The organism is Streptomyces sp. NPDC058773 (assembly GCF_042746015.1).
GTDB lineage: Bacteria > Actinomycetota > Actinomycetes > Streptomycetales > Streptomycetaceae > Streptomyces.
Genome location: NZ_JBHYPE010000021.1, coordinates 49141 through 74475, shown reverse-complemented (window position 1 = coordinate 74475; position 25335 = coordinate 49141). Strand labels below are relative to the sequence as shown.

Annotated in this window: 24 protein-coding genes and 1 tRNA gene; 14 read left to right on the top strand and 11 right to left on the bottom strand. The window is 71.4% G+C overall.

The features are described from left to right. Positions 1 to 2 precede the first annotated feature (2 nt). Positions 3 to 1010: an agmatinase gene (gene speB, locus ACFW5B_RS19805; protein WP_386440807.1), complete on the bottom strand. Its 1008-nt coding sequence runs from the start codon at positions 1008 to 1010 to the stop codon at positions 3 to 5. 291 nt (positions 1011 to 1301) lie between these two features. Here speB and ACFW5B_RS19800 point away from each other — a divergent pair, with 291 nt between their 5' ends. Next, a complete protein-coding gene (locus tag ACFW5B_RS19800) occupies positions 1302 to 2099 on the top strand; it encodes a phosphatase (protein ID WP_386440804.1) in 798 nt (265 codons plus the stop codon). A gap of 28 nt (positions 2100 to 2127) precedes the next feature. Here ACFW5B_RS19800 and ACFW5B_RS19795 read toward each other — a convergent pair whose 3' ends face one another. Further along, positions 2128 to 2448, bottom strand: a complete 321-nt coding sequence (locus ACFW5B_RS19795) for a hypothetical protein (protein ID WP_386440906.1) — start codon at positions 2446 to 2448, stop codon at positions 2128 to 2130. A gap of 248 nt (positions 2449 to 2696) precedes the next feature. On the opposite strand from ACFW5B_RS19795, the gene ACFW5B_RS19790 reads away from it, so the two are divergent. Further along, entirely contained in the window at positions 2697 to 3551 is an 855-nt protein-coding gene (locus ACFW5B_RS19790; RefSeq protein ID WP_386440801.1) for a hypothetical protein, read from the top strand. Between the two features lie 97 nt (positions 3552 to 3648). Here the strand turns inward: ACFW5B_RS19790 and ACFW5B_RS19785 are convergent, their stop codons facing one another. Genes ACFW5B_RS19785 through ACFW5B_RS19775 form a run of 3 tightly spaced genes read right to left on the bottom strand, consistent with a single transcriptional unit; the run spans position 3649 to position 5317 of the window. Beyond that, positions 3649 to 4833, bottom strand: coding sequence for a methyltransferase domain-containing protein (locus tag ACFW5B_RS19785; protein ID WP_386440798.1), 1185 nt, complete (start codon positions 4831 to 4833; stop codon positions 3649 to 3651). Continuing rightward, entirely contained in the window at positions 4830 to 4979 is a 150-nt protein-coding gene (locus ACFW5B_RS19780) for a hypothetical protein (RefSeq protein WP_386440795.1), read from the bottom strand. Before ACFW5B_RS19780 ends, ACFW5B_RS19785 begins: the two co-directional genes overlap by 4 nt. 44 nt (positions 4980 to 5023) lie before the next feature. After that, the gene (locus ACFW5B_RS19775; protein WP_386440792.1) at positions 5024 to 5317 is read right to left on the bottom strand and encodes a hypothetical protein; all 294 of its coding nucleotides are present in this window, start codon (positions 5315 to 5317) and stop codon (positions 5024 to 5026) included. 400 nt (positions 5318 to 5717) lie between these two features. On the opposite strand from ACFW5B_RS19775, the gene ACFW5B_RS19770 reads away from it, so the two are divergent. Then, positions 5718 to 6260, top strand: a complete 543-nt coding sequence (locus ACFW5B_RS19770; protein WP_386440789.1) for a UTRA domain-containing protein — start codon at positions 5718 to 5720, stop codon at positions 6258 to 6260. Continuing rightward, positions 6257 to 7036, top strand: coding sequence for a GntR family transcriptional regulator (locus ACFW5B_RS19765; protein WP_386440786.1), 780 nt, complete (start codon positions 6257 to 6259; stop codon positions 7034 to 7036). Before ACFW5B_RS19770 ends, ACFW5B_RS19765 begins: the two co-directional genes overlap by 4 nt. Before the next feature lie 150 nt (positions 7037 to 7186). On the opposite strand, the gene ACFW5B_RS19760 is transcribed toward ACFW5B_RS19765, so the two are convergent. From ACFW5B_RS19760 to ACFW5B_RS19745, 4 genes are all read right to left on the bottom strand, one after another. Then, a complete protein-coding gene (locus ACFW5B_RS19760) occupies positions 7187 to 8080 on the bottom strand; it encodes an acyl-CoA thioesterase (protein ID WP_386440783.1) in 894 nt (297 codons plus the stop codon). A 20-nt stretch (positions 8081 to 8100) separates the two neighbouring features. Further along, positions 8101 to 9258 carry an acyl-CoA dehydrogenase family protein gene (locus ACFW5B_RS19755; RefSeq protein WP_386440781.1) on the bottom strand — a complete coding sequence of 386 codons (1158 nt, stop codon included), beginning with the start codon at positions 9256 to 9258 and terminating at the stop codon, positions 8101 to 8103. A 187-nt stretch (positions 9259 to 9445) separates the two neighbouring features. Further along, entirely contained in the window at positions 9446 to 10102 is a 657-nt protein-coding gene (locus ACFW5B_RS19750; protein WP_386440778.1) for a class I SAM-dependent DNA methyltransferase, read from the bottom strand. A gap of 109 nt (positions 10103 to 10211) precedes the next feature. Beyond that, positions 10212 to 10847, bottom strand: a complete 636-nt coding sequence (locus ACFW5B_RS19745; RefSeq protein ID WP_386440776.1) for a TetR/AcrR family transcriptional regulator — start codon at positions 10845 to 10847, stop codon at positions 10212 to 10214. 134 nt (positions 10848 to 10981) lie between these two features. Between ACFW5B_RS19745 and ACFW5B_RS19740 the strand changes: the two genes are divergently transcribed. From ACFW5B_RS19740 to ACFW5B_RS19725, 4 genes are read left to right on the top strand one after another with little or no spacing between them, the layout of a single operon-like run. Next, positions 10982 to 12613, top strand: a complete 1632-nt coding sequence (locus tag ACFW5B_RS19740) for a carboxyl transferase domain-containing protein (protein ID WP_386440773.1) — start codon at positions 10982 to 10984, stop codon at positions 12611 to 12613. A 17-nt stretch (positions 12614 to 12630) separates the two neighbouring features. After that, positions 12631 to 14643 carry an acetyl-CoA carboxylase biotin carboxylase subunit gene (locus ACFW5B_RS19735; protein WP_386440770.1) on the top strand — a complete coding sequence of 671 codons (2013 nt, stop codon included), beginning with the start codon at positions 12631 to 12633 and terminating at the stop codon, positions 14641 to 14643. Continuing rightward, positions 14640 to 15581: a hydroxymethylglutaryl-CoA lyase gene (locus tag ACFW5B_RS19730; protein ID WP_386440767.1), complete on the top strand. Its 942-nt coding sequence runs from the start codon at positions 14640 to 14642 to the stop codon at positions 15579 to 15581. Before ACFW5B_RS19735 ends, ACFW5B_RS19730 begins: the two co-directional genes overlap by 4 nt. 5 nt (positions 15582 to 15586) lie before the next feature. Next, positions 15587 to 16741, top strand: coding sequence for an acyl-CoA dehydrogenase family protein (locus ACFW5B_RS19725; protein WP_386440764.1), 1155 nt, complete (start codon positions 15587 to 15589; stop codon positions 16739 to 16741). A 122-nt stretch (positions 16742 to 16863) separates the two neighbouring features. Here the strand turns inward: ACFW5B_RS19725 and ACFW5B_RS19720 are convergent, their stop codons facing one another. Beyond that, positions 16864 to 18465, bottom strand: a complete 1602-nt coding sequence (locus ACFW5B_RS19720) for a beta-N-acetylhexosaminidase (protein WP_386440761.1) — start codon at positions 18463 to 18465, stop codon at positions 16864 to 16866. A gap of 191 nt (positions 18466 to 18656) precedes the next feature. Between ACFW5B_RS19720 and ACFW5B_RS19715 the strand changes: the two genes are divergently transcribed. Then, a complete protein-coding gene (locus tag ACFW5B_RS19715; protein ID WP_386440758.1) occupies positions 18657 to 18947 on the top strand; it encodes a hypothetical protein in 291 nt (96 codons plus the stop codon). 68 nt (positions 18948 to 19015) lie between these two features. Then, positions 19016 to 20845: a glutamine--fructose-6-phosphate transaminase (isomerizing) gene (gene glmS / locus ACFW5B_RS19710; RefSeq protein WP_386440755.1), complete on the top strand. Its 1830-nt coding sequence runs from the start codon at positions 19016 to 19018 to the stop codon at positions 20843 to 20845. A 521-nt stretch (positions 20846 to 21366) separates the two neighbouring features. Here the strand turns inward: glmS and ACFW5B_RS19705 are convergent. Beyond that, a complete protein-coding gene (locus tag ACFW5B_RS19705; protein WP_386440752.1) occupies positions 21367 to 21888 on the bottom strand; it encodes a universal stress protein in 522 nt (173 codons plus the stop codon). A gap of 367 nt (positions 21889 to 22255) precedes the next feature. On the opposite strand from ACFW5B_RS19705, the gene ACFW5B_RS19700 reads away from it, so the two are divergent. From ACFW5B_RS19700 to ACFW5B_RS19685, 4 genes are all read left to right on the top strand, one after another. After that, complete coding sequence (locus ACFW5B_RS19700; RefSeq protein ID WP_386440749.1) at positions 22256 to 22561, top strand: hypothetical protein; 306 nt, start codon at positions 22256 to 22258, stop codon at positions 22559 to 22561. A gap of 349 nt (positions 22562 to 22910) precedes the next feature. Then, positions 22911 to 24191: a GlxA family transcriptional regulator gene (locus ACFW5B_RS19695; protein ID WP_386440746.1), complete on the top strand. Its 1281-nt coding sequence runs from the start codon at positions 22911 to 22913 to the stop codon at positions 24189 to 24191. Positions 24192 to 24196: 5 nt separating this feature from the next. Then, entirely contained in the window at positions 24197 to 24814 is a 618-nt protein-coding gene (gene orn, locus ACFW5B_RS19690; RefSeq protein WP_386440742.1) for an oligoribonuclease, read from the top strand. Between the two features lie 162 nt (positions 24815 to 24976). Then, positions 24977 to 25052 (top strand) — tRNA-His (locus tag ACFW5B_RS19685). Positions 25053 to 25335 lie beyond the last annotated feature (283 nt).

The window sequence follows — 25335 nt, the reverse complement described above, 5'->3', positions numbered from 1 at the left end:
TCTCAGGAGTTGAGGTGCTGCGTGGGGCTCTCCTGCCGCCCCGCCGCGATCTGCCGCGACATGATCGTCGTCAGCTCGTACGCGGTGTGCGACGCGGCCACGCAGGTGATCTCCGCATGGTCGTACGCCGGGGCGACCTCGACGACGTCCGCCGAGACCAGGTTGCAGGACGACAGCCCGCGCACGATCTCCAGCAGTTCGCGGGAGGTGAGGCCGCCGGCCTCGGGGGTGCCGGTGCCGGGGGCGTGGGCCGGGTCGAGGACGTCGATGTCGATGGAGATGTACAGCGGGCGGTCACCGATGCGCTGGCGGAGCTGGTCGGCGACCTCGTCGACGCCGCGGCGCATGACATCGGCCGAGGTGACGATGCCGAAGCCCATCTTCTCGTCGTCGTCGAGGTCCTTCTTGCCGTAGAGGGGACCGCGGGTGCCGACGTGGGAGAGCGCGGAGGTGTCGAGGATGCCTTCCTCGACGGCGCGGCGGAACGGGGTGCCGTGGGTGTACTCGGCACCGAAGTAGGTGTCCCAGGTGTCCAGGTGGGCGTCGAAGTGGAGCAGCGCCACCGGGCCGTGCTTCTTGGCGACGGAGCGCAGGAGGGGCAGCGCGATGGTGTGGTCGCCGCCGAGCGTCATCATGCGGGCGCCGGAGGCGAGCAGGTCGTCGGCCGCGGCCTCGACCGTCTCCACCGCCTCGTTGATGTTGAACGGGTTCGCGGCGATGTCACCGGCGTCGGCGACCTGCGCGAGCGCGAAGGGGGACGCGTCCTGGGCCGGGTTGTACGGACGCAGCAGCCGGGACGCCTCCCGGATGGCGTTGCCGCCGAAGCGCGCGCCGGGACGGTAGGAGACGCCGGTGTCGAAGGGGACACCGACGACCGCCACATCGGCCCGGCCGCCGACCTCGTCGAGGCGGGGAAGACGGGCGAAGGTCGCGGGCCCGGCGTAACGCGGGACGCGGGAGGAGTCGACGGGGCCGACGGGCCCGTGGGAAGCGCTGGCTGCGGTGGTCATGAGGGTGAGATTAGGGAGCGCCGGGCGCCGGGCCCATGGACATTTGCGTAGCCTGGGGCAACCCTGTTCGACGTTTTGTCCAAGAGCTGGACGGCCCTGCCCGGGCACGTTCGGGTGCCCATGGCCCGCTGCCGCACGGCGGCCCGGCGGAACGCCACCCGGTCCGCCCCCGTCCACCCCACACCGCCGGGCCGTCCGCAGCGCGGTGCCGCCGCCCCGGCATCCGCACCCCGGTGTCCGGGCTGCGGAACTCCCCCGCCCCGGAACACATGTACGGGCACAATGGGCGCTATGCCGATAGCCTCCGCAGCCCCCGCCCCCACGCGCGCCGAACTCGTCGATCATCTCGTCCGGACCCGGATCGCCGGTGAGGTCGCCACCCCCCGCGAGAACAACCTCTCCCACTACCGCAGACTCGCCAACGGCGACCGCCACTACTGGTTCGGCCTGGAGTTCGGCGACCGGTGGACGGACGAGCAGGACGTGCTGGCCGTGATGGCGGAGCGCTGCGGGGTCGTCGACGATCCGCATCACCGGCAGGGGCAGGACACCATCGACCCGGAGCTGACGGTCGACGCGCTGGACCGGACGGCCGCGGTGCTGCGCAAGGCGGCCGCCGGGAAGCACCGGGTGCTGTTCGCGACCGGCCACCCGGGCGGACTGCTCGATGTGCACCGGGCGACGGCCGAGGCGCTGCGGGCGGCCGGCTGCGAGATCGTCGTCATCCCCGACGCGCTGCGGGCGGATGACGGCATGGTCTTCCAGTTCGGTGACGTGGCGATGCTGGAGCGCGGTGCGACGCTCTGGCACACCCACTCCCCCGAGCCGATGGCCGCCGTCCTCGACGGCCTGGAGCGCGAGGGGCGTCCGCTGCCGGACCTGGTGATGGCCGACCACGGCTGGGCGGGCTGCGCGGCCCAGCGCGGCATCGACGCGGTGGGCTTCGCCGACTGCAACGACCCCGCCCTCTTCCTCGCCGAATCCGAGGGCACCCTCCAGGTGACGATCCCCCTGGACGACCACGTCCTGAGCCCCCGCCACTACGACCCACTGACCGCCTACCTGCTGGACGCGGCGGGACTGCGCTGAGGAGGCGCCCCCTGGGGCGGCGCCTGTCCTACGCGCCGCCGGGCCCGTCGAGGAAGCGCATCAACACCTCGGCCTCCGCACGGAGCCGCGCGGCCCGGTCGGCATGCGCCGGCGCACTCAACTGCGCGGCGGCCTCCAGCCGTTCGTCCACCTCGGCACGTACGACCTCCACCACCCGCCGCTCACTCAGCTCACACCGCGCCACCTCGGTGACACCCACACCCACCGGCGCCTGCTCAATGGCCACCCCCCGGAGCCCGGCCTCCCCCACCGGAACCGCCTCGGCGTTGTCCAGCGCGGCCAGCGTCGCCCGCAGCACACTCACCGCGACCTTGTCCCGGGCACGCATCGCTTCCGGCAACGCCTGACGCATACGAAGTCGCAAAGACATGCGGTGACTTTATGGCCGTGCCCGTGGGCCGACAACGCGATATTGGTGCGGCGGGCCCAGCCAACTGGGGCGCTGCACCCTTGACATGGCCGACCGTCCGGCTGCTGTGCCGACACCCCGGACCTCGCGCTGCCGCGCTCCACAGCTGTGGATGACGGACGCGAGGTGTTTCCGGGGCTCCCGTACGAGTGGAAGGCAGTGAAGAAATGGGCGAGTTCCCTGATTTCCCCACAGCCGCCGTTCCCGCCACCGAAGCGGCCTGCGGCACTCCGGTCGAACTGAAGGAGATCTCCTACCGGCGTGGCGCGGCGGTGTGGAAGGCGGCCGGCCCGGAGGGGGCGGTGGCGGTCAAGGCCAGCGACGGCGACGGGGTGGCCGTCACTCAGCGGGAGGCAGCGGTCCTTGAGGCGATCGGTTGGCCCGGCTACCTGCTGGCCTCCGGCGGGGACGAGGGTGTTGCCTGGCTGGTGACCCCATGGTTCGCGGGGCCGTCGACCTGGCACGCCTTCGCCCCTGTGCGGGGTGCGGCGGACGGGAAGGACGGCGCCCTGGTGGCCTCCGTGGACCTGTGCCGGGCCGTGGCCGCACTCCACTCCTCCGGCTGGATCCACGCCGACCTCCAGCCGTCCCACGGCATCCACACCGACCACGGCGTACGGCTGATCGACTGCTCCTGGTCCTGGCGCCCAGGTACGGAACCGGCCGCCGGTTTCCGCGGTGGCATCAACCACCTGGTGGCACCGGAACTGGCCGCGTCCATAGAAGCCGGCCTCCAGCCCGTCACCCCAAGCGTTTCCGCCGACGTGTACGCCCTCGCCGGAACGTTATGGACCTGCCTCACCGGCCGCTGGCCACTGGACTACGCCGCGGCCGGGATCGAGCCCGGCCGGCTCACCCCGGCAGCAATCCGCGTGCGCATCGCAAGCCGTTGCGTCCCCCTCGACACCGCGACCCCCTGGCTGGCGTTCCAGGACATCTTGCGACCGGTCCTCCTCGGCAGAGCGAGTGACCGGCCGACAGCCGCCGAACTCGCCGACGCCCTGGCGAAGGTGGCCAGATGATCGAGCCGCGGGACCTCCCCGTGGACGCGGCTCCCGCGCTCCGGCGGTAAGCCCCGTCCACCGCGCCGCAGCGCGCGGGCGGGGCCGACTCCGTTCCTCACACGGCCCAGGAGTCGGCCGGGTCATCCAGCCACGCCCGCTGCCCCTCCGCGGTGACGGTGAGTCCGAACCGGGTGTGGTCCGGCTCGCCCCGGCCGACCCACCATCGGTGGGCCGCCTCTACTTCTTCCCACAGCCGACGCGGCCCCGACTGATAGACCGTGGCGTCCGGTTCGCCGCTACGGAACACGGCGGCGGCCCATGACCGGCTCGTCAGGTCGAAGAACCACGCCGTCGCAGTCCCGCCGCCCCCGTCCCCGTCCGACCTGTTGATGACATGGGCACAGTCGGGCACACGCAGCCCCATGACGAACCGTGCGGGCTCGTAGCGGCCCCCCAGGTCCGCCAGAGCGACCGTCGTACTGGAAACGTCGGCGTCGCCGGGGAAATCCGGAACGTGCTCCCTGAACCGGTTCCAGTCCAAGCGCTGATCCCGGAGCTTCATGAACTCGACCATGCGCAGGAACGGCCCCGACGCGGAGCCGTCCTCCCGCACGGTCAACCGGACGAGTGCGTCCTGGTCGCTGTAATGGGTGCCCCAGGGGGCGAGGATCACCCCGCCCGTCCGTGACTGCTCCAACCAGCGCGGCGGAACGGCTCGCACCCCTGCCGTGACGATCACCCGGTCATACGGCGCCCGGCCCGGCCAGCCGTCCGCCCCGTCCCCGTGGACTGTCTCGGGGCGGAGTCCGGCGCGCAGCAACGCCCCTCGGGCCTGATCGGCGACCGCCTCGTCGATCTCGACGCTGACCACGTTCCCGCTGCCCAGCCGGTGAGCGAGGAGCCCGGCGTTCCACCCCGTGCCGGTGCCGACTTCGAGCACCCGCATCCCCTCGCTCACGTCCAGGTCACGCAACATCGCAGCCACGACTGACGGCATGCTGGCCGAACTGGTCGGCACGGTTCCGGGCTCGCTGCCCGTGTGCTGTCCGTCGTCCCACTGGGTGACGAGCGGGACGTTCGCGTACGCCGCCAGCTCCCACGCTGCGGGGTCGCCGCTCCGGGAGACGGGCGCGCTTCGGCCGGTCACCATGTCGTGCGCCCAGACCAGATCCGGCAGGAACAACGATCGGGGTACGGCTCGGAACGTCTCCGCCCAATCGGGCGTCAGGGCTCCCGCTTCGGTGAGGGACCGCACCAGCTTGGCGCTGGCGCGGTGCTCCGGCTCAGAGTTGAGAGTCACTTGCGGTGCGTCCCGTCGCCGGGCGGCATGTCGCCGTCCGGGGGCGGCGGCGGGGGCGGCGTCCAGGGCTGGCCAGGGTGCCCGTCCCCGCCGTCTTCTCCCCCGCCTTGCTGCCCGCCATCCGCAGCGGTGGTCTGCATGCGCATCCCGTGTACCTCTCCTTCATTCAGTGCGTGGTGCCGTGTACTTGCTAGCCGCCGGCGCTCAGCCGCGCCCTCCTGCTCTCCGCGACACGACGCACATCCCGCAGCGTCGCACTCAACTGCTCGCCGAGATAACGGAGTTGCCGATCCGTCGCAGTGTCGTCCCCGAGCATGTCGGCGGCGTGATCGAGCAGCCCGTCCGCCATCTCCAGCTGCACGTCTTCCATCCGGTCCGCGGCCCGGGACAAGGCGCCCTCACCCCTGCCGTCGCTCAGCAGGATGCAGGTCTTGCCATCGGGGCTCACCCACGGCAACAGACGCGTGGTCGGTGACTCACTCATCGCGCGGTCACCTCTGCCCCCAGGGCGAGAGCGGGCCGAACGGAGGCGCGGGCCTGGTCCTGCCGTCGCGTGCGCGGCGGCGCCGGCACCTCCGCATCCTCCGGCCGACGGCGTGCGGACGCAGGCATGGGCAGCCGCGGCACCAGCCCGAAAGGGCCAGCGAGGGCGGTGGCGACAAGGTGAGGCGAGGCACCGACAGGAGGACGGGTCTGAGGGATTGGACGTTGTCGCGAAAGGCACACAGACACGGGGAACCACCGCCTTGCTCCTTGGTTGCACGATCACCGAGAGCTTATCGCTATTCACGAAAAGCAACAAGGTAGCCTGGAGAGGTGGCCGTCGACAGGGGTCGCTTACCGTGTAGGCGAAGGGTTGGGATCACCTATCGCCAGGAGGACGCGTGGGTACCAGCGAGTGGGTCAGCACCTCGATGCCGTATCTGAAGCCCCGTCAGAAGGGGCAGTCCGATGCTTGGGGCGCGGAAACCGCCGCCCGTGGCCGTCGCGGCAGCCAACGCATCGTCCACGCCGGAGAGATCGCGGCATCGGCCGAGATCGCGGAACTCCTGGGAATCGGGGAGGGCGAGAGCGTCGTCGTACGCCGTCGCGTGATGTATGTCGACGACGCGCCCTGCGAACTGACCGACACCTACTACCCCGTCCATATCGCCCGGGGAACCCGCCTGGCCGGGACCACCAAGATTCCCGGCGGCGCGGTCTCGCTCCTCGCCGATCTCGGGCACGTCGGCGCCAGGGTCCAGGAGGACGTCATCGCCCGGATGCCCAGCCATGAGGAAAGCGATGGGCTGCAGACCGGCGCCGACGAACCGGTGCTCCAGCTGACACGGGTCACGCTGGACGCACACGGCCAGCCGATCCAGGTCGACAGGATGGCGATGCCCGGACACCTTCAGCGGCTGCGCTACGAGATCAAGATCGGATGAATGTGCCGAGAACCGAAGACGACGCGTACGACCGCCGTTCCCTGCACGAACGGATCGCCGCCGACCTACGCGACGAGATCATGAGCGGTGACCTGGCACCGGGCGCGAAGCTGCCATCCACGATGCATCTCAAGGAACGGTTCGACGCCTCCAGCGCCACCGTGCAGAAGGCGCTCCAACTGCTCAAGGAAGAACGCCTGGTCGTGGGGCGCGCCGGAGCGGCGGTGACCGTACGGGAACACCGACAGCAGACCATGCGACCCGCCTCCTTCATGGCACCGGCGGGCCCGGGCGAGCGGTACCGCTGGCTCACCGAGGCGACCAACCGCGGAGGTCGAGCGCACAGCGACCTGCTGGAGGTCACCGAGGCCGCTCCGCCCAGCGATGCCGCAGCGGCCCTGAACCTCCCGGACGGCGGCACCGCGCTGCTCCGCCGCCAGATCCTCTTCATCGACGACGAACCGGTCGAACTCGTCAAGTCCTACTACCCGTTGGACCTCGCCCGCGGTACCGCGATGATGGAACACCGCAGGATCAAGGGCGGTACGCCGACCCTCCTGGCCGAGCTGGGTTACCCGCCCCGCCTCAGCGTCGACCGGGTCTCCGCCCGCGTCCCCACTCAGGAGCAGTACGAGGCTCTCCGCCTTCCCAGCGACCTGCCTGTCCTCCGGACCCTGCGAGTGGTCTTCAGCGACGACGAACGGCCCATCGAGGTCACCATCATGGTCAAGGCGGGCCATCTCCATGAACTCCAATATGAGTTCACACCGGAGTGAGGAAGCAGGTCGCCGCGACCTGAGGTCTTTCCCCACCGCATACGGCAAAAGCCGGTGGGCCGATATCCCCGAGTCACGGAATTCGAGGAGCCCGGCCCGCCGGCCGCTCTCGGGGCGCGTCAGTGCTCCGTGCCGCAATCCCGGTGCGCCTTAACCCCGAGGCACCCGGACAACCCCCTCCTGGATCACCGACACCGCCAACTGCCCGTCCGCCGTGAAGATGCGGCCCTTGCCCAGGCCGCGGCCGCCTTGGGCGGTGGGGGACTCCTGGTCGTACAGGAGCCATTCGTCGGCACGCAGGGGACGGTGGAACCACATCGCGTGGTCCAGGCTGGCGCCGACCACGTCGCCGACCGCCCAGCCGCCGCGGCCGTGGGCGAGCAGGACCGAGTCCAGCAGGGTCATGTCGGAGACGTAGGTGACCAGGCAGATGTCCAGCAGGGGACGGGGTATCCCGCTGTCGTCGTCGAGCTTGCCCTGGGTGCGGAACCAGACCTGGGACCTGGGCTCGCGGGGCTCGCCGACGGTGGCGTACGGGGGCTCGTCGACGTAGCGCAGGTCGATCGCGGCGCGGGCCTCCAGCAGCCGTTCGGCGACCTCGGGGGCGAGGAACCGTTCGGCGGCGTGCCGGGGCAGCATCTCGGCGGCGGTGGGGAGTTCCAGCGGGTCCGGTGCCGGCGGCATCGGCTCCTGGTGCTCCAGTCCCTCCTCGGCCGCCTGGAAGGAGGCCGAGAGGTGGAAGATCGGCTGGCCGTGCTGGACGGCGACGACCCGGCGGGTGGTGAAGGACCGGCCGTCGCGGATGCGGTCGACGGTGTAGACGATGGGTGCGCCGGGGTCCCCGGGGCGCAGGAAGTACGCATGGAGAGAGTGCGGCGGCCGGTCGGCGGGGACCGTGCGCCCGGCCGCGACCAGGGCCTGGGCGGCGACCTGGCCGCCGAAGACCCGGGGCACGACCGAGGCGCGGCTCTCGCCCCGGAAGATGTCCTGCTCGATCCGCTCCAGGGAGAGCTGACCGAGCAGGGACCGGAGTGCGTCGTTCACGTGCGCGGTGCCCTTACGGCCTAGAGGCCCATGGACTTGGCGATGATGGACTTCATGACCTCGCTGGTGCCGCCGTAGATGCGGTTGACGCGGTTGTCGGCGTAGAGGCGGGCGATGGGGTACTCGTTCATGAAGCCGTAGCCGCCGTGCAGCTGGAGGCAGCGGTCGATGACGCGGTGCGCGACCTCGGTGCAGAAGAGCTTGGCGGAGGCGGCCTCGGCCGGGGTCAGCTCGCCGGCGTCCAGGGCCTCCAGCGCGCGGTCGGCGACGGCCTCGGCGGCGTCCACCTCGGCCTGGCAGGCGGCCAGTTCGAACTTGGTGTTCTGGAAGGAGGCGACCGTCTTGCCGAAGATCGTGCGCTCCTGCACGTACTCCTTGGCGAACCGGACGGCGGCCTTGGCCTGCGCGTAGGCGCCGAAGGCGATGCCCCAGCGCTCGGAGGCGAGGTTCAGGCCCAGGTAGGCGAAGCCCTTGTTCTCCTCGCCGAGGAGGTCCTCGACCGGGACCTTGACGTCGACGAAGGCCAGCTCGGCGGTGTCGGAGATCTTCAGGCCGAGCTTGTCCAGCTTGCGGCCGACGGAGTAGCCGGCGGACTTGGCGTCCACGGCGAAGAGCGAGATGCCGAAGCGGCGGTCGTCCTCACGGGGCGCGGCGGTACGGGCGCAGACGATGACGCGGTCGGCGTGCACACCGCCGGTGATGAAGGTCTTGGCGCCGTTGAGGACGTAGTGCGTGCCGTCCTCGGACAGCTTCGCGGTGGACTTCATGCCCGCGAGGTCGGAGCCGGTGCCCGGCTCGGTCATGGCGAGCGCCCACATCTCCTCGCCGCTGACGAACTTCGGCAGGAAGCGCTTCTTCTGCTCGTCGGTGGCGAGCATCTGGAGGTACGGCAGGCCCAGCAGCACATGCACGCCGGAGCCGCCGAAGGTGACGCCCGCGCGGGCGGTCTCCTCGTAGATCACGGCCTCGAACTTGTGCGAGTCGATCCCGGCGCCGCCGAACTCCTCGGGGACGCGAATGCCGAAGACGCCCAGCTCCGCGAGCTTGTAGTAGAAGTCGCGGGGGGCCTGGCCGGCGGCGAACCACTCGTCGTGGACCGGGACGACCTCGGCCTCGATGAAGGCGCGTATGGTCGCGCGGAACGCCTCGTGATCCTCGTTGAACACCGTACGGCGCATTCCTACGTCGCCTCCTCCAGGTCGCCGGTCCAAGCGCATGGCTAAGCGCTTGCTCAGCGAAAGCTACCGGCCAGTTACCCAAGCTGTCCAGAGGTCAACGAAAATCCGTACGAGCCGACGGCCGCGCCCAGGAGCCGGCCGGGCGCTCACCCGCCCGCGAGGCCGCTCCTCCGCGAGACACCGACGCCTACACCTTGCAGGCCAGGAGCTGGACCTCTTGGAACTGCCGCCGGTCGGTGGGCTTCGGCTCGATCACCGTGCGGGCCGCCTCGGCCAGTCCGTGGTCGCGCAGGAGCGCGGCGAGACGGTCGGGGGACCAGCGGTAGGCCGTTGCCACCGCATGGTCGTAGGCCTGCGTCTCGTGGTGGGGGCCGTCGGTGGCGGGGAAGCCGATCAGCAGGTGCCCGCCGGGAGCCAGGACCCGGGCGATCTCGGCCAGGACGGCGGGCAGGTCCTGCGGCGGGGTGTGGATGACGGACCACCGCGCGAGCACCCCGCCCAGCGCGCCGTCCGCGAGGTCCAGCGCGGCCATCGAGCCGACCTCGAAGCGAAGTCCGGGGTGCGCCTCGCGAGCGAGCCCGACCATCACGGGGGAGGCATCGACGCCGAAGGCCTTCAGCCCCAGCCCGTGCAGGTGAGCCGTGACGTACCCCGGCCCACAGCCGAGGTCTGCGACCTCGGCGTCATCGTTCGCCCGCACCAGCTCCGCGAAGGCGCCCAGGAGGGCGCGCTCCAGGGGACGGTCACGCAGGGAGTCGTGGAACATCTGCGCGTAGGTGGGTGCGATGGCGTCGTAGGACTCACGGGTGGCACGCAAGGTCTCACAGGTCTCGAGTTCGGTCACCGGGAGACCGTAGTGGGTGGCGGATGCCTGCGCTGCACCGCTGGTGCGCGCGCACGCCGGCGGAGTCCACCGCGGCGTCCCGGCGCAGTGGCACGCCCGGCCGGCCCCTCTAGGCCCCCGGCACCGCCGCCATTGGCTCCCCCGCCTGCTCCCCGGCCACCGCGCCGAACGCTCCCAGGGCGAGCCGGTGCAGCAGCTCGGCCATCTCCGTGCGGCCCGGGAGGGAGCCCGGCCGGCCGAGGTGCGGGGTGGAGTTGAGCAGGCCGAAGACGGCGTGCACCGCGGCGCGGGCCCGGTCCTCGGAGGGGCCCGGGTGGACCCGGCGGACGACCTCCACCCACAGCTCCACGTACTGCCGCTGGAGCTGGCGCACCCGCTTGCGGTCGGCCTCCCGCAGCCGGTCCAGCTCCCGGTCGTGCAGGGTGATCAGCGGCCGGTCGTCCAGCGCGAAGTCGATATGGCCGTCGATCAGCGCGTCGAGCACCGCTTCGGGGCTCCCGCCGCCCTCCGCGACCCGCATCCGGCCGCCCGCGAGCAGCCGCTCGCTGATCCCCACCAGCAGCTCGGCGAGCATCGCGTCCTTGCCCGCGAAGTGCCGGTAGAGGCCGGGACCGGAGATGCCCACGGCCGCCCCTATCTCGTCGACGCCGACGCCGTGGAAACCGCGCTCCGCGAAGAGCCGGGCGGCCTCCTTGAGGATCTGCTCACGGCGGCTGGTCCGGGCGGAGGCCTGCGCATTACTCATGCCGTCGATTGTAGACAGCCGGGTTAGTGCTCGTTAACCTGAAGACAATGAGGTTAACGCCCATTAACCCGGATGGCCCGGAGGCCGCGGACCGCGGCACCGGGGCAGCAGACCGAGCAAGGGGGCTCGAACTGATGGAGCAGGCACCGGTGCTGGGGAGTACCGCCGATCCGGCGTCCGACTCCTGGCGGGCCAATGAGGCCGCGCACCGCGAGCTGGCCGCCCAGCTGCGCGAGAAGCTCGCGGCGGCCCGGCTGGGCGGCGGCGAGAAGGCCAGGGCGCGGCACACCGCCCGCGGCAAGCTGCTGCCCCGCGACCGGGTGGACGCCCTGCTGGACCCCGGCTCGCCGTTCCTGGAGCTGGCGCCGCTGGCCGCGGACGGGATGTACGGCGGGGCCGCGCCGGCCGCGGGCGTGATCGCCGGGATCGGCCGGGTCTCCGGCCGGGAGACGGTGATCGTCGCCAATGACGCCACGGTCAAGGGCGGCACGTATTACCCGATGACGGTCAAGAAGCACCTCCGGGCGCAGGAGATCGCCCTGGAGAACCGTCTCCCCTGTCTTTACCTCGTCGACTCCGGCGGTGCCTTCCTGCCGATGCAGGACGAGGTCTTCCCCGACCGGGAGCACTTCGGGCGGATCTTCTACAACCAGGCACGGATGTCGGGTGCGGGGATTCCGCAGATCGCCGCGGTGCTCGGCTCCTGCACGGCGGGCGGTGCGTACGTCCCGGCGATGAGCGACGAGGCCGTGATCGTCCGCAATCAGGGCACGATCTTCCTGGGCGGGCCGCCGCTGGTGAAGGCCGCCACGGGTGAGGTCGTCACCGCCGAGGAGCTGGGCGGCGGCGAGGTGCACGCCAAGACCTCCGGTGTCACCGACCATCTCGCCGAGGACGACGCCCATGCGCTGCGCCTGGTGCGCACCATCGTCTCCACCCTCGGCGAGCGCGCGCCGCTGCCGTGGCCGGTGCGGACCGTCGAGGAGCCCAAGGCCGACCCGGCCGGTCTGTACGGGGCGGTACCCGCGGACTCCCGTACGCCCTATGACGTGCGCGAGGTGATCGCCCGCCTCGTGGACGGTTCACGCTTCGCGGAGTTCAAGGCGGAGTACGGCACGACGCTGGTCACCGGCTTCGCCCATATCCACGGCCACCCGGTCGGCATCGTCGCCAACAACGGCATCCTGTTCTCCGAATCCGCCCAGAAGGGCGCGCACTTCATCGAGCTGTGCGACCAGCGCGGCATCCCGCTGCTGTTCCTGCAGAACATCTCCGGCTTCATGGTGGGGCGTTCCTACGAGGCCGGCGGCATCGCCAAGCACGGCGCGAAGATGGTGACGGCGGTGGCCTGCACCCGCGTGCCCAAGCTGACGGTCGTCATCGGCGGCTCCTACGGGGCGGGCAACTACTCCATGTGCGGCCGGGCCTATTCGCCGCGCTTCCTGTGGATGTGGCCGAACGCCAAGATCTCGGTGATGGGCGGCGAGCAGGCCGCCTCCGTCCTCGCCACCGTCAAGCGCGACCAGCTGGAGGCGCACGGCGAGGAGTGGAGCGCCGAGGAGGAGGCCGCCTTCAAGGCGCCGGTCCGCGAGCAGTACGAGACCCAGGGCAACGCCTACTACGCCACGGCGCGGCTGTGGGACGACGGTGTGATCGACCCGCTGGAGACCCGGCAGGTGCTGGGGCTGGCGCTGACCGCCTGCGCCAACGCGCCGCTGCCCGAGAAGGACAGCACCGCGCCCGGCTACGGCGTCTTCCGGATGTGAGAGGGATGTCCACAGGTATGGCCACCAACTTCGACACCGTGCTCATCGCCAACCGCGGCGAGATCGCGGTCCGTGTCATCCGTACGCTGCGCGCCCTCGGCATCCGTTCGGTCGCCGTGTACAGCGACGCGGACGCCGGCGCCCGCCATGTCCGCGAGGCCGACACCGCGGTACGCATCGGTCCGGCCCCGGCCGCCGAGAGCTATCTGTCCGTGGAACGGCTGCTGGAGGCGGCGGCCCGTACGGGCGCCCAGGCGGTCCACCCCGGCTACGGCTTCCTCGCCGAGAACGCCGCTTTCGCCCGCGCCGTCGCGGACGCCGGGCTGGTCTTCATCGGCCCGTCCGCCGACGCCATCGAGCTGATGGGCGACAAGATCCGCGCCAAGGAGACGGTGCGGGAGGCCGGCGTCCCGGTCGTCCCGGGCTCCTCCGGCAGCGGGCTGGACAACGGTCAACTGGCCGCCGCGGCCCGGGAGATCGGGGTTCCGGTGCTGCTCAAGCCGTCCGCGGGCGGCGGCGGCAAGGGCATGCGGCTGGTCCGCGACGAGGCGCTGCTGGCCGACGAGATCGCTTCCGCCCGCCGGGAGGCCCGCTCCTCCTTCGGCGACGACACCCTGCTCGTCGAGCGCTGGATCGACCGGCCCCGGCACATCGAGATCCAGGTGCTGGCGGACGGCCACGGCCACGTCATCCACCTCGGCGAGCGCGAGTGCTCCCTCCAGCGCCGCCACCAGAAGGTCATCGAGGAGGCCCCCTCGGTCCTGCTGGACGAGGCCACCCGCACCGCGATGGGCGAGGCGGCCGTGCAGGCGGCCCGCTCCTGCGGCTACCGCGGCGCCGGCACCGTCGAGTTCATCGTGCCCGGCAAGGACCCGTCCTCCTACTACTTCATGGAGATGAACACCCGCCTCCAGGTGGAGCACCCGGTCACCGAACTCGTCACCGGGCTCGACCTGGTGGAGTGGCAGCTGCGGGTCGCGGCCGGTGAGCGGCTCCCGTTCGCCCAGGAGGACATCACCCTCACCGGGCACGCCATCGAGGCGCGGATCTGCGCCGAGGACCCGGCCCGCGACTTCCTGCCGACCGGCGGCACGGTGCTCGCGCTCCACGAGCCGCAGGGCGGCGGCACCCGCACGGACTCCGGGCTCTCCGAGGGCGGGGAGGTCGGCAGCCGCTACGACCCGATGCTGTCCAAGGTGATCGCGCACGGCCCGGACCGGGCGAGCGCGCTGCGCCGCCTCCGGGCCGCGCTGGCCGAGACCGTCACCCTCGGCGTCACCACCAACGCCGGTTTCCTGCGGCGGCTGCTGGCCCACCCGGACGTGGTCTCCGGCGAGCTGGACACCGGCCTGGTGGAGCGGGAGGCGGCCGGTCTGGTCGACGCCGCGGTGCCGGACGAGGTGTACGCGGCGGCCGCGGCGGTGCGACAGGCCGCCCTGGAGCCCGCGGTGGCCGACGGCGGCTGGCGCGACCCGTTCTCCGCGCCCAACGGCTTCCGGCTCGGCGGGGAGCCCGCCCCGGTACGCCACTGGCTGCGGGTCCCCGGCCACGACCCGGTGTTCCACGACGTACGCCCCGGCGCCCCGGCCGGGGAAGTGGAGCCGGGCCGCGTCCGGGTCACCGTCGACGGCGTGCTGCACACCTTCCACCACAGCGGCGACTGGCTCGGCCGGGACGGTGACTCCTGGCAGGTGACCGGCCACGACCCGGTGGCGGCGGCGCTGCGCGGGGCCGCCGGGGCGCACGGCGCGGACACCCTCGCCGCCCCGATGCCCGGCACCGTCACCGTCGTCAAGGTCGCCGTCGGCGACGACGTGGCCGCGGGCCAGGGCCTGCTGGTGGTGGAGGCGATGAAGATGGAGCACGTCATCTCCGCACCGCACGCCGGCACCGTCACCGAACTCGACGTCACCGCGGGCTCGACCGTCGCCATGGACCAGATCCTGGCCGTGGTCGCCCCGCACGAGAGCCCCGAGGAGGCCGTCGCGTCCGCGGGCGGCCCCGAGGGCGGGCAGGAGAGCGCCTCATGACCGCGGCCGGACTGCCGATGGAGATCCGGGCGGAGGGGCTGCCCACCCGCGTACGGATTTACGAGGTCGGCGCGCGCGACGGCCTGCAGAACGAGCGGACCGTGGTGCCCACGGAGATCAAGGCGGAGTTCATCCACCGGCTCGCCGCCGCGGGCCTGCCGACCGTCGAGGCCACCAGCTTCGTGCACCCCAAGTGGGTGCCCCAACTCGCCGACGCCGAGCGGCTGTTCCCGCTGCTGGACGACCTCGACCCGGACCGGCTCCCGGTCCTGGTCCCCAACGACCGCGGGCTGGACCGCGCGCTCGCCCTGGGCGCCCGCCGGATCGCGGTCTTCGGCAGTGCCACCGAGTCCTTCGCCAAGGCCAACCTCAACCGCACGGTCGACGAGGCGCTGGCGATGTTCGCGCCGGTCGTCGCCCGCGCCAAGGACGCCGGGGTGCATGTCCGCGGCTATCTGTCGATGTGCTTCGGCGACCCCTGGGAGGGCCCGGTGCCCGTCGCGCAGACCGTCCGGGTCTGCCGGGCGCTGCTCGACCTGGGCTGCGACGAACTCAGCCTGGGCGACACCATCGGCGTGGCCACCCCCGGCCATGTGCAGACCTTGTTGACGGCCCTCAACGAGGCCGGGGTGGCCACCCCCCGTATCGGCGTGCACTTCCACGACACCTACGGGCAGGCCCTCGCCAACACCTTCGCCGCGCTCCAGCACGGCATCACCACCCTCGACGCGTCGGCGGGCGGCCTCGGCGGCTGCCCGTACGCCAAGAGCGCCACCGGAAACCTCGCCACCGAAGACCTCGTGTGGATGCTGCACGGCCTCGGCATCGAGACCGGGGTCGTCCTGGACCGCCTGACCGCCACCAGCGTGTGGATGGCAGAGGCCCTGGGCCGGCCGAGCCCCTCCCGTACCCTCCGTGCCCTCTCCCACAAGGAGTGACCCCCATGTCCCTGGACCACCGCCTGCCCGACGAGCTGGAAGAACTCCGGCGCACGGTCGAGGCGTTCGCACACGACGTCGTCGCCCCGAAGATCGGCGAGTACTACGAGCAGCATGCGTTCCCGTACGAGATCGTGCAGGAAATGGGCCGGATGGGCCTGTTCGGGCTGCCCTTCCCCGAGGAGTACGGCGGGATGGGCGGCGACTACCTGGCGCTCGGCATCGCCCTGGAGGAGCTGGCCCGGGTCGACTCCTCGGTGGCCATCACCCTGGAGGCGGGCGTCTCGCTGGGCGCCATGCCCGTCTACCACTTCGGCACGGAGGAGCAGAAGCGGGAGTGGCTGCCCAAGCTGTGCAGCGGTGAGATGCTCGGCGCCTTCGGCCTCACCGAGCCGGACGGCGGCTCGGACGCGGGGGCGACCCGTACCACCGCCGTACGGGACGGCGGGGACTGGGTGATCAACGGCAGCAAGTGCTTCATCACCAACTCCGGTACGGACATCACCGGTCTGGTCACGGTCACCGCCGTCACCGGCCGCAAGGACGACGGCAGCCCGCTGATCTCCTCGATCATCGTGCCGTCCGGCACTCCGGGCTTCACGGTCGGCGCCCCGTACTCCAAGGTCGGCTGGAGCGCCTCGGACACCCGCGAGCTGTCCTTCTCCGACGTCCGGGTTCCGGCCGCCAACCTCCTGGGCGAGGAGGGCCGCGGCTACGCCCAGTTCCTGCGCATCCTCGACGAGGGCCGGATCGCCATCGCGGCGCTGGCCACCGGCCTGGCGCAGGGCTGTGTGGACGAGTCGGTGCGCTACGCCAGGGAGCGGCAGGCGTTCGGCCGGGCGATCGGCAGCAACCAGGCCGTCCAGTTCAAGCTCGCCGACATGGAGATGCGCGCCCACACCTCCCGGCTGGCCTGGCGCGACGCCGCGTCCCGGCTGGTGCACGGCGAGCCGTTCAAGAAGGAGGCCGCGCTCGCCAAGCTCTACTCGTCCGAGATCGCGGTGGACAACGCCCGCGAGGCCACCCAGATCCACGGCGGCTACGGCTTCATGAACGAGTACCCGGTCGCCCGGATGTGGCGGGACGCCAAGATCCTGGAGATCGGCGAGGGCACCAGCGAGGTCCAGCGGATGCTGATCGCCCGGGAGCTGGGCTTCTAGGGGCGGGGGCCCGTCGGGGGCGGGCGAACAGATCCCGTAGGGGTCCGCTGCGCCCCCTGCGGGGCCACAACGCGGCGGGGCCGGGAGGGTATTCCCCGGGCCCGCCGCGCCGCGCCGGCGCGTCACCGCGCCGGCCAGGGCACCTCCGGCGAGCGGTAGTAGTTGAGGCCCAGCGCGTCCCACCGGGGCCCCTGGGCGGCCAGCCGCACCTTGTAGTCGTCCCAGTCGTGGGTGCGGGACGGGGACCAGCCCAGCTCCGCGATGCCGGGCAGCCGCGGGAAGGCCATGTACTCGATGTGCGCGGAGGTGGACAGCGTCTCCGACCACAGCGGCGCCTCCACGCCCAGGACGGAGCCCTCAGGGGCGCCCTCCAGGTAGCTGCCCGGGTCCCAGTCGTACGAGCGCCTGACGCCGACGTAGCCGGCCCAGTTCAGGCCCAGCGGGGTGTCCTTGTCGTACTTCATGTCGAGGTAGGCGCGGTCCGCGGGCGAGAGGATCAGCCGGGTGCCGTTGCGGGCCGCGTCGGCGACCTGCCGGCGCTCCGCCGCGCCCGTCTTGTCGTAGCCCCAGTACTGCGCGACGGCGCCCTCGGCCGGGTGCGCCCCGGTCAGCTGGTGCCAGCCGATCACGGTCTTGCCGTATTTGGCGACCACCGGCTGCACCTTGTCCATGAAGGCGACGTAGTCCGCGTGGCTGGTGGAGTGCGCCTCGTCGCCGCCGATGTGGAGGTAGCGGCCGGGGGTGAGCGCCGCGATCTCGCGGATGACGTCGTCGATGAAGTCGTACGTCACCTTCTTCGGCACGCACAGCGAGCTGAAGCCGACGTTGGTGCCGGTGTAGAGGGGCGGCGCCTGGCCGTTGCAGTTGAGCTCGGCGTAGGAGGCCAGCGCGGCGTTGGTGTGGCCCGGCATGTCGATCTCGGGGACGACGGTCAGATAGCGGGCGGCGGCGTAGCGGACGATCTCGCGGTAGTCGTCCTTGGTGTAGTAACCGCCGGGCCCGCCGCCGACCTGGGTGGAGCCGCCGTAAGTGGCCAGCCGCGGCCAGGACTTGAGGGCGATCCGCCAGCCCTGGTCGTCCGAGAGATGCAGATGCAGCCGGTTGATCTTGTAGCGCGCGAGCTGGTCGATGTAGCGCTTGACCTGCGTGACGGTGAAGAAGTGCCGGGAGACGTCGAGCATCGCGCCGCGGTAGGCGTAGCGCGGGGAGTCGGCGATGGTCCCCCCGGCGATCCGCCAGGGCCCGCGCCGGACGTGCCGCTGCTCCACGTCGGCGGGCAGCAGCTGGCGCAGGGTCTGCACGCCGTGGAAGAGCCCGGCGGGGCGGGCGGCGCTGAGGGTGACCGCCCGGCGGTCGGAGGTGAGCCGGTAGCCCTCGGCACCCAGCCCGCCGGTGCCGCTGCCGCCGAGCCGCAGCACGATGCCGTCCCGGCCGTCCTTGGTCGTCACCGGGAGGGACAGGCCGGTGGCGGGCCGCAGCAGCCCCGCCAGATAGCCGGCGATCCGCTTGGCCTCCCCGGAACCGCCGGGCACCCGGATGCGGGTGCCCGTACCGAGCGTGTAGGCGTCCTGGCCGCCGCGTACGGACGCCGGGGCGGGGATCACCCGGTCCAGGGGAGTGGCGGCCCGGGGAGCGGCGCCGGCGGCGCCCTGGGGCGTCACGGCGGCGGTTCCCAGCCCGGCCGCGACCAGCAGCAGCGAGAAGAGCAGTCTGCGTCGTCTCATCGACGGTCCCTTTCGGCGAACCTCGTGCATGGCGTGGTGCATGGCATGGAGCGACCGAACGGTGACCATGCGTACCGTGAGCCTCGATTCCGGTCAAGGTTCAGACCACTTTCCGGCCCCCAAACCGGGGACCGTGCCCGATAGCGGGCAGATTTCTTGCCATTCCTCGCGCCGCCCCGCAATATCGACGGGTGCTCGAACGCCGTCACCGCAGCGCTGAAGCGCCGCACGAAGACCTGGTGGACCACCTGGTGCGCAGTACGCCGCTGCAGCGCGGTGAGGCCGCCCGGGTGGTGCTGGACGTGCTGGCGTACTTCGACGAGACCACGGAGGAATTCGTCCGCCGGCGCCACCGGGAGCTGCAGTCCCAGGGACTGCGCAACGAGGAGATCTTCGAACGGATCCGCCACGAGCTGCCGCACCGCGCCGTGGCCCCGCCCGGTCTCTCGGCCCGCCAGCTGCGCCGCCTCGTCTACGGCTGACGTCCGCGCCCGCCACGCCGGGCCGGAGCACGAACCATCGTTACCACGTTTTCTGGGAGGGTCACTGTATGTGCGGAATCGTTGGGTATATCGGCAAACGTGATGTCGCCCCGCTGCTCATCGAGGGCCTGCAGCGGCTGGAGTACCGCGGCTACGACTCCGCGGGCATCGCCATCCACGCCAAGGGCACCGGCAAGGCCGCCGGCGGCCTGAAGACCGCCAAGGCCAAGGGCCGGGTCCGCGAGCTGGAGTCCCGGCTCCCCAAGCGCTTCGCGGGCTCCACCGGCATCGCGCACACCCGCTGGGCCACCCACGGCGCGCCCACCGACGAGAACGCCCACCCGCACCTCGACACCGAGGGCAAGGTCGCGGTCGTCCACAACGGCATCATCGACAACGCCGCCGAACTGCGCGCCAAGCTCGTCGCCGACGGCGTCACCTTCGCCTCGGAGACCGACACCGAGGTCCTCGCCCATCTCATCGGCCGCTCGCCGGCCGAGAAGCTGGAGGAGAAGGTCCGCGAGGCGCTGCGGCACATCGAGGGCACCTACGGCATCGCCGTGCTGCACGCCGACTTCCCCGACCGCATCGTCGTGGCCCGCAACGGCTCCCCGGTCGTCCTGGGCATCGGCGAGCACGAGATGTTCGTCTCCTCCGACGTCGCCGCGCTGGTCTCGCACACCCGCCAGGTCGTCACCCTCGACGACGGCGAGATGGCCACCCTCAAGGCCGACGACTACCGCACGTACACCACCGAGGGCTCGCGTACGACCGCGACGCCGGAGACCGTCGAGTACGCGGCCGAGTCGTACGACATGGGCGGCCACGACACGTACATGCACAAGGAGATCTCCGAGCAGGCGGACGCGGTGGACCGCGCGCTGCGCGGCCGGATCGACGACCGCTTCTCCACCGTGCACCTCGGCGGCCTGAACCTCGACGCCCGTGAGGCGCGCGGGGTGCGCCGGGTCAAGATCCTGGGCTGCGGCACCTCGTACCACGCGGGCCAGATCGGCGCCCAGATGATCGAGGAGCTGGCCCGCATCCCCTCGGACGCCGAGCCGGCCTCCGAGTTCCGCTACCGCAACCCGGTCGTGGACCCCGACACCCTCTACGTCGCGGTCTCCCAGTCCGGTGAGACCTACGACGTGCTGGCCGCCGTCCAGGAGCTCAAGCGCAAGGGCGCGCGGGTGCTGGGCCTGGTCAACGTGGTCGGCTCGGCGATCGCCCGGGAGACCGACGGCGGCATCTACGTCCACGCCGGCCCCGAGGTCTGCGTCGTCTCCACCAAGTGCTTCACCAACATGGTGGTCTCCTTCGCGCTGCTCGCCCTGCACCTGGGCCGCATCCGTGACCTGTCGGTCGCGGACGGCAAGCGGATCATCGAGGGCCTGCGCAAGCTGCCCGGCCAGATCGACGAGATCCTCAAGGGCGAGGAGGACATCAAGAAGCTGTCGGCCGCCTACGCGGACGCCAAGTCGATGATGTTCATCGGCCGGGTGCGCGGCTACCCGGTGGCGCGCGAGGCCTCCCTGAAGCTCAAGGAGGTCTCCTACATCCACGCCGAGGCCTACCCGGCCTCGGAGCTCAAGCACGGCCCGCTGGCCCTCATCGAGCCCGCCATGCCGACCGTCGCGATCGTCCCCGACGACGACCTGCTGGAGAAGAACCGCGCCGCCCTGGAGGAGATCAAGGCCCGCAGCGGCCGCATCCTGGCCGTCGCCCACCAGGAGCAGGAGAAGGCCGACCACACCATCGTCGTCCCGAAGAACGAGCCCGAGCTGGACCCGATCCTCATGGGCATCCCGCTCCAACTCCTCGCCTACCACACGGCCCTGGCCCTCGGCCGCGACATCGACAAGCCCAGGAACCTGGCCAAGTCCGTCACGGTCGAGTAGCACACGGGGAGCTCATCCACACGGCGAGCCGCAACCCCGGCTCGCCGTGGCGTCGCCCCTCAAATGCCCGGTGAGGCCTCCCGCCTCACCCACCGAAGCGACGTTTGAGCAACCCCCACGGCGCCCAGCCCCCTCCGCGAAAGCGGCGCCGGTTCAGGCGCAAAGGCAGGGCTCCGCGCGTGCCACCGTGCGCGCGGAGCCGCCGCCTCCCCTGTGCCGGCGTCGCCCGTCCGCCGGCGGGGTGCCGCCGTCCCGGGAACCGTCACGCCCCGGCCGGCAGCACGCAGTTACCGTGTGCGCGGCCGCCGGGCCCGTGTCGCGGCGCGCCCACGTGAGGCGTTTTCTACCCGCCGCAGGGGCGCCTTTCACCTTGCCGGGGCGCCCGGAACCGCAGCTGCGCACAATCCTCATGACGCCCCCGCACCTGTGTGCATGACGGGGAGAAAGATCACGGGAAGACGGCGCCACGGCACGGGAGTTGCCCCACACCCCGGGCGTCAGGGACCGCACCTGGGTGCGCGTCAGGGAATCACGATCACCGGGCGCTGCGCCCGGCGGGCCAGCCGTCCCGCGACCGAGCCGAAGATCCGGCCGACGATGCCGTGCGTGGAGCCGACCACGATCGCGTCGGCCTCGTACTCCCGACCGACCTCCTCCAGCTCGTGGCAGATGTCGCCACCGCGCTCGACGAGGATCCAGGGCACTTCGGTGAGGTGGTCCGCGCAGGCCAGCTCCAGGCCGAGCACTTCGGTGCGGTGATCCGGCACGTCCACGAAGACCGGGGGCTCGCAGCCGGCCCAGACGGTCGTCGGCAGCCGGTTGGCCACATGGACGATGATCAAACCGGAGTCGAGGCGCCGGGCCATACCGATTGCATACGCCAACGCGCGCTCGCTCGACATGGAGCCGTCGAAGCCGACCACGACGCCGTGCCGGAACGCGGGGTCGCAGGAATGGCGCGTCTTTTCCGCCGCTTCGAGGTCCGCCATGGGATCGGCGACCTGCTTGCGGTCCGCGGGTTCGGGGATTTCGTGACCGGCCATTGGTGTCTCGGCGAGGGCGTCCTCTTGCGGAGGGGCGAACGGGGGACGGCGATTGACTTGATCCGGCAGTTGACTGGGCTGACTCGTCCGAAGTGCGGGAGCCATAGTTCAAAGAGGAACGATACGTCTGGGAATCATCTTCCCAACCCGATACCCCAAGAGTACGGCGCCACTCCCCCGCTGCCCAGAGCCCGCCACGGACGCGGGGCGCCCGCGCGAGGTGAGGCGGGGCCTCGAACGTCCCGAGGAGCATGCCGGAGCGTGGCGCGGATGGCAATGCCCCGGCCTGCCCCCGTACGTACCCTTCCCGGTGACCCATGATCGTCGGCGGCGTTGTAGTAGCAGCCCGTCCGAGGAGAGTGCCACGGTGCCGTTGCCGTCCGACAGATCACCCGACCCAGTGAGCGATGTGGTGCGCTGGGGCGCGTTCAGCTGTGCCCTGGTGCCGTTCGTCCTGATCTTCAGCGGTGCCTCCTGGACCGGCGCGGCCGGGGCCGCGTTCGGTCTGACCGCGGTGACCTGCGTCTGCCGCGCCCTGTTGCGGCACTCCGAACGGACCGCCGCACGGGTCCGGGTGCGTGAGGTCGGGAGGCACCGGGACAGAAGCGGACGTTCAGGGGTGACGGCGCACGGGGGAGGCCGGCATTCCGGAGGGCGTACGCCGGTCGGTTGAGGCGCCGGCGACTCTGCGCGCGACCGTTTTCAGCCAACTTCCGGCCGAGGTCCCCACCTTGCCCGTGGCACCTCTCAACCCTGGTGTGAGCAGGGAGGAAAGGACCGCTGGGCATGGTTGTGCCCTACTGCGAACGGGCAGAGCCGAGACGCGTACTTCCCATGTAGGCCCGACGAGTGGAACGCTTCGTGATCGAATGCTTCGCGCCAAGTTGCCATATCGACATACCAGCGGGTGGTGAACTTGGCACTCCATCCTCACGGAACACAGTAGATTCGATCTTGGTAGCAATGGCGGGGGAACTGTGCAGGACCGAGAGGGCGAGACGACCGAGGGGGGCTTAAGTGCCATGAGCCAGGACTCCGCTGCCGTACCAGATGCCGCACGCAAGCTCGCCGCCCGACGACGCCGCGAAATAGTCGCGGTGCTCCTCTTCAGCGGCGGCCCCATTTTCGAGAGCTCCATTCCGCTCTCGGTCTTCGGCATCGACCGACAGGACGCCGGCGTTCCGCGGTACCGGCTGCTTGTGTGCGCGGGCGAAGATGCACCTTTGCGCACGACCGGGGGGCTGGAACTGTCCGCCCCCTACGGGCTGGAGGCGATCTCCCGTGCCGGGACGGTCGTCGTGCCGGCCTGGCGATCCATCACCCAGGCCCCGCCGCCCGCCGCGCTCGACGCGCTGCGGCGGGCGCATGAAGAGGGCGCCAGAATCGTCGGGTTGTGCACGGGGGCGTTCGTCCTCGCCGCGGCCGGACTGCTCGACGGCCGCCCGGCCACGACCCATTGGATGTACGCACCGACGCTGGCCAAGCGTTATCCGTCCGTCCATGTGGACCCCCGTGAGCTCTTCGTCGACGACGGCGATGTGCTCACGTCCGCGGGGACGGCGGCCGGTATCGACCTGTGTCTGCACATCGTGCGCACCGACCACGGGGCGGACGCCGCGAACGCGCTGGCCCGCCGGCTCGTCGTGCCGCCCCGGCGCACCGCGTCCGACATGGGACACCAGCGCTACCTGGACAGGTCATTACCTGAAGAGATCGGCGCCGACCCGCTCGCCGAGGTCGTCGCCTGGGCGCTGGAGCACCTCCACGAGCAGTTCGACGTGGAGACCCTGGCCGCCCGCGCGTACATGAGCCGGCGCACCTTCGACCGGCGCTTCCGTTCGCTGACGGGCAGCGCTCCGCTGCAGTGGCTGATCACCCAGCGGGTGCTGCAGGCCCAGCGGCTGCTGGAGACCTCCGACTATTCGGTGGACGAGGTCGCCGGGCGCTGCGGCTTCCGCTCGCCGGTCGCCCTGCGCGGGCACTTCCGGCGGCAGCTGGGCGCCTCACCCGCCGCCTACCGCGCGGCCTACCGCGCGCGCCGGCCGCAGAACGGCGGGGACGGGCCGGTACTCCGGCCGGAGCGTGCCGAGCGGCCGGAGCGCGAGCGGGCCATGCTGGGGGCGGGCACCGGGGACCGGTATTCCGCCGCCGCGCTGGCCGGCCACGGGCTGGCGACCGCCGAGGCGGCCGAAGCGGGCAAACCGCAGTCGGACGCCTTTGCCTCCCGGCTTCCGGAATCCCCGGTCGGCCGGGGTCCGGGCCGCCCCGTGCTGCCCGGACAGCGGGAGCGCCCCGTAGGGTGAGATGTATGAACGATCGCATGGTGTGGATCGACTGCGAGATGACCGGACTCTCGCTGGCGAATGACGCGCTCATCGAGGTGGCCGCCCTGGTCACCGACTCGGAGCTGAATGTGCTGGGCGACGGGGTGGATGTGGTGATCCGCCCCCCGGCCGAGTCGCTCGGCACCATGCCGGAGGTCGTGCGGCAGATGCACACCGCCTCCGGGCTGCTGGCGGAGCTGGACAGCGGCACGACGCTGGAGGACGCGGAGGCACAGGTGCTTGCCTACATCAAGCAGCATGTGCCGGAGCCGGGGAAGGCGCCGCTGTGCGGCAATTCCGTCGGCACCGACCGCGGCTTCCTGCTGCGTGACATGCCGGCGCTGGAGAGCTACCTCCACTACCGGATCGTCGATGTCTCGTCCGTGAAGGAACTGGCCCGGCGCTGGTACCCGCGGGCCTACTTCAACAGTCCGGACAAGAACGGCAACCACCGGGCGCTGGCGGACATCCGTGAATCCATCGCGGAGCTGCGCTACTACCGGGAGGCGGTCTTCGTGTCGCACCCCGGCCCCGACTCGGAGACCGCGAAGGCCATCGCCGCCAAGCACGTCGTTCCTGCTGAGCCGCAGTCCACGCCGTAGTGCGACGCAGGGCGCGTGTCGTGCGGGTGCCCACGGGGCCACCGTGACCCGTACGACACGCCCTCGGGCCCGGGACACAAAACCTGGGCGCGAGCACCCCTCCGGACCCTGTACACTTTTTCTCAGCCGGTGGGGAAAAAGAACCACACAGCACCGGTCATGGTGGGTATAGCTCAGCTGGTAGAGCACCTGGTTGTGGTCCAGGATGTCGCGGGTTCAAGTCCCGTTACTCACCCCACTTCAAGGCCCCCGACCTCAGGTCGGGGGCCTTGGCGTTTGTCTCACGTGCCTCCTGCCGGAGTGACGAGGCAGAGGGACGAGCGAGCTGGAGTGATGAAAGGAATGTCTCCGCCGATGTCGGGACGAGTGGGGACAAAGAGAGAAGGAAAGGGGGCGGGGCGCAGCGGGTAGGGGGAGCCCCCAGCGCCCCCCCAAGGGGGCCGAAGGTGCGGGGCCGGGGAACCGGACCCCCCGCGGGGGGTCAGCCCTTGTACGCGCCCAAGGCCGTGGTGAAGTACAAC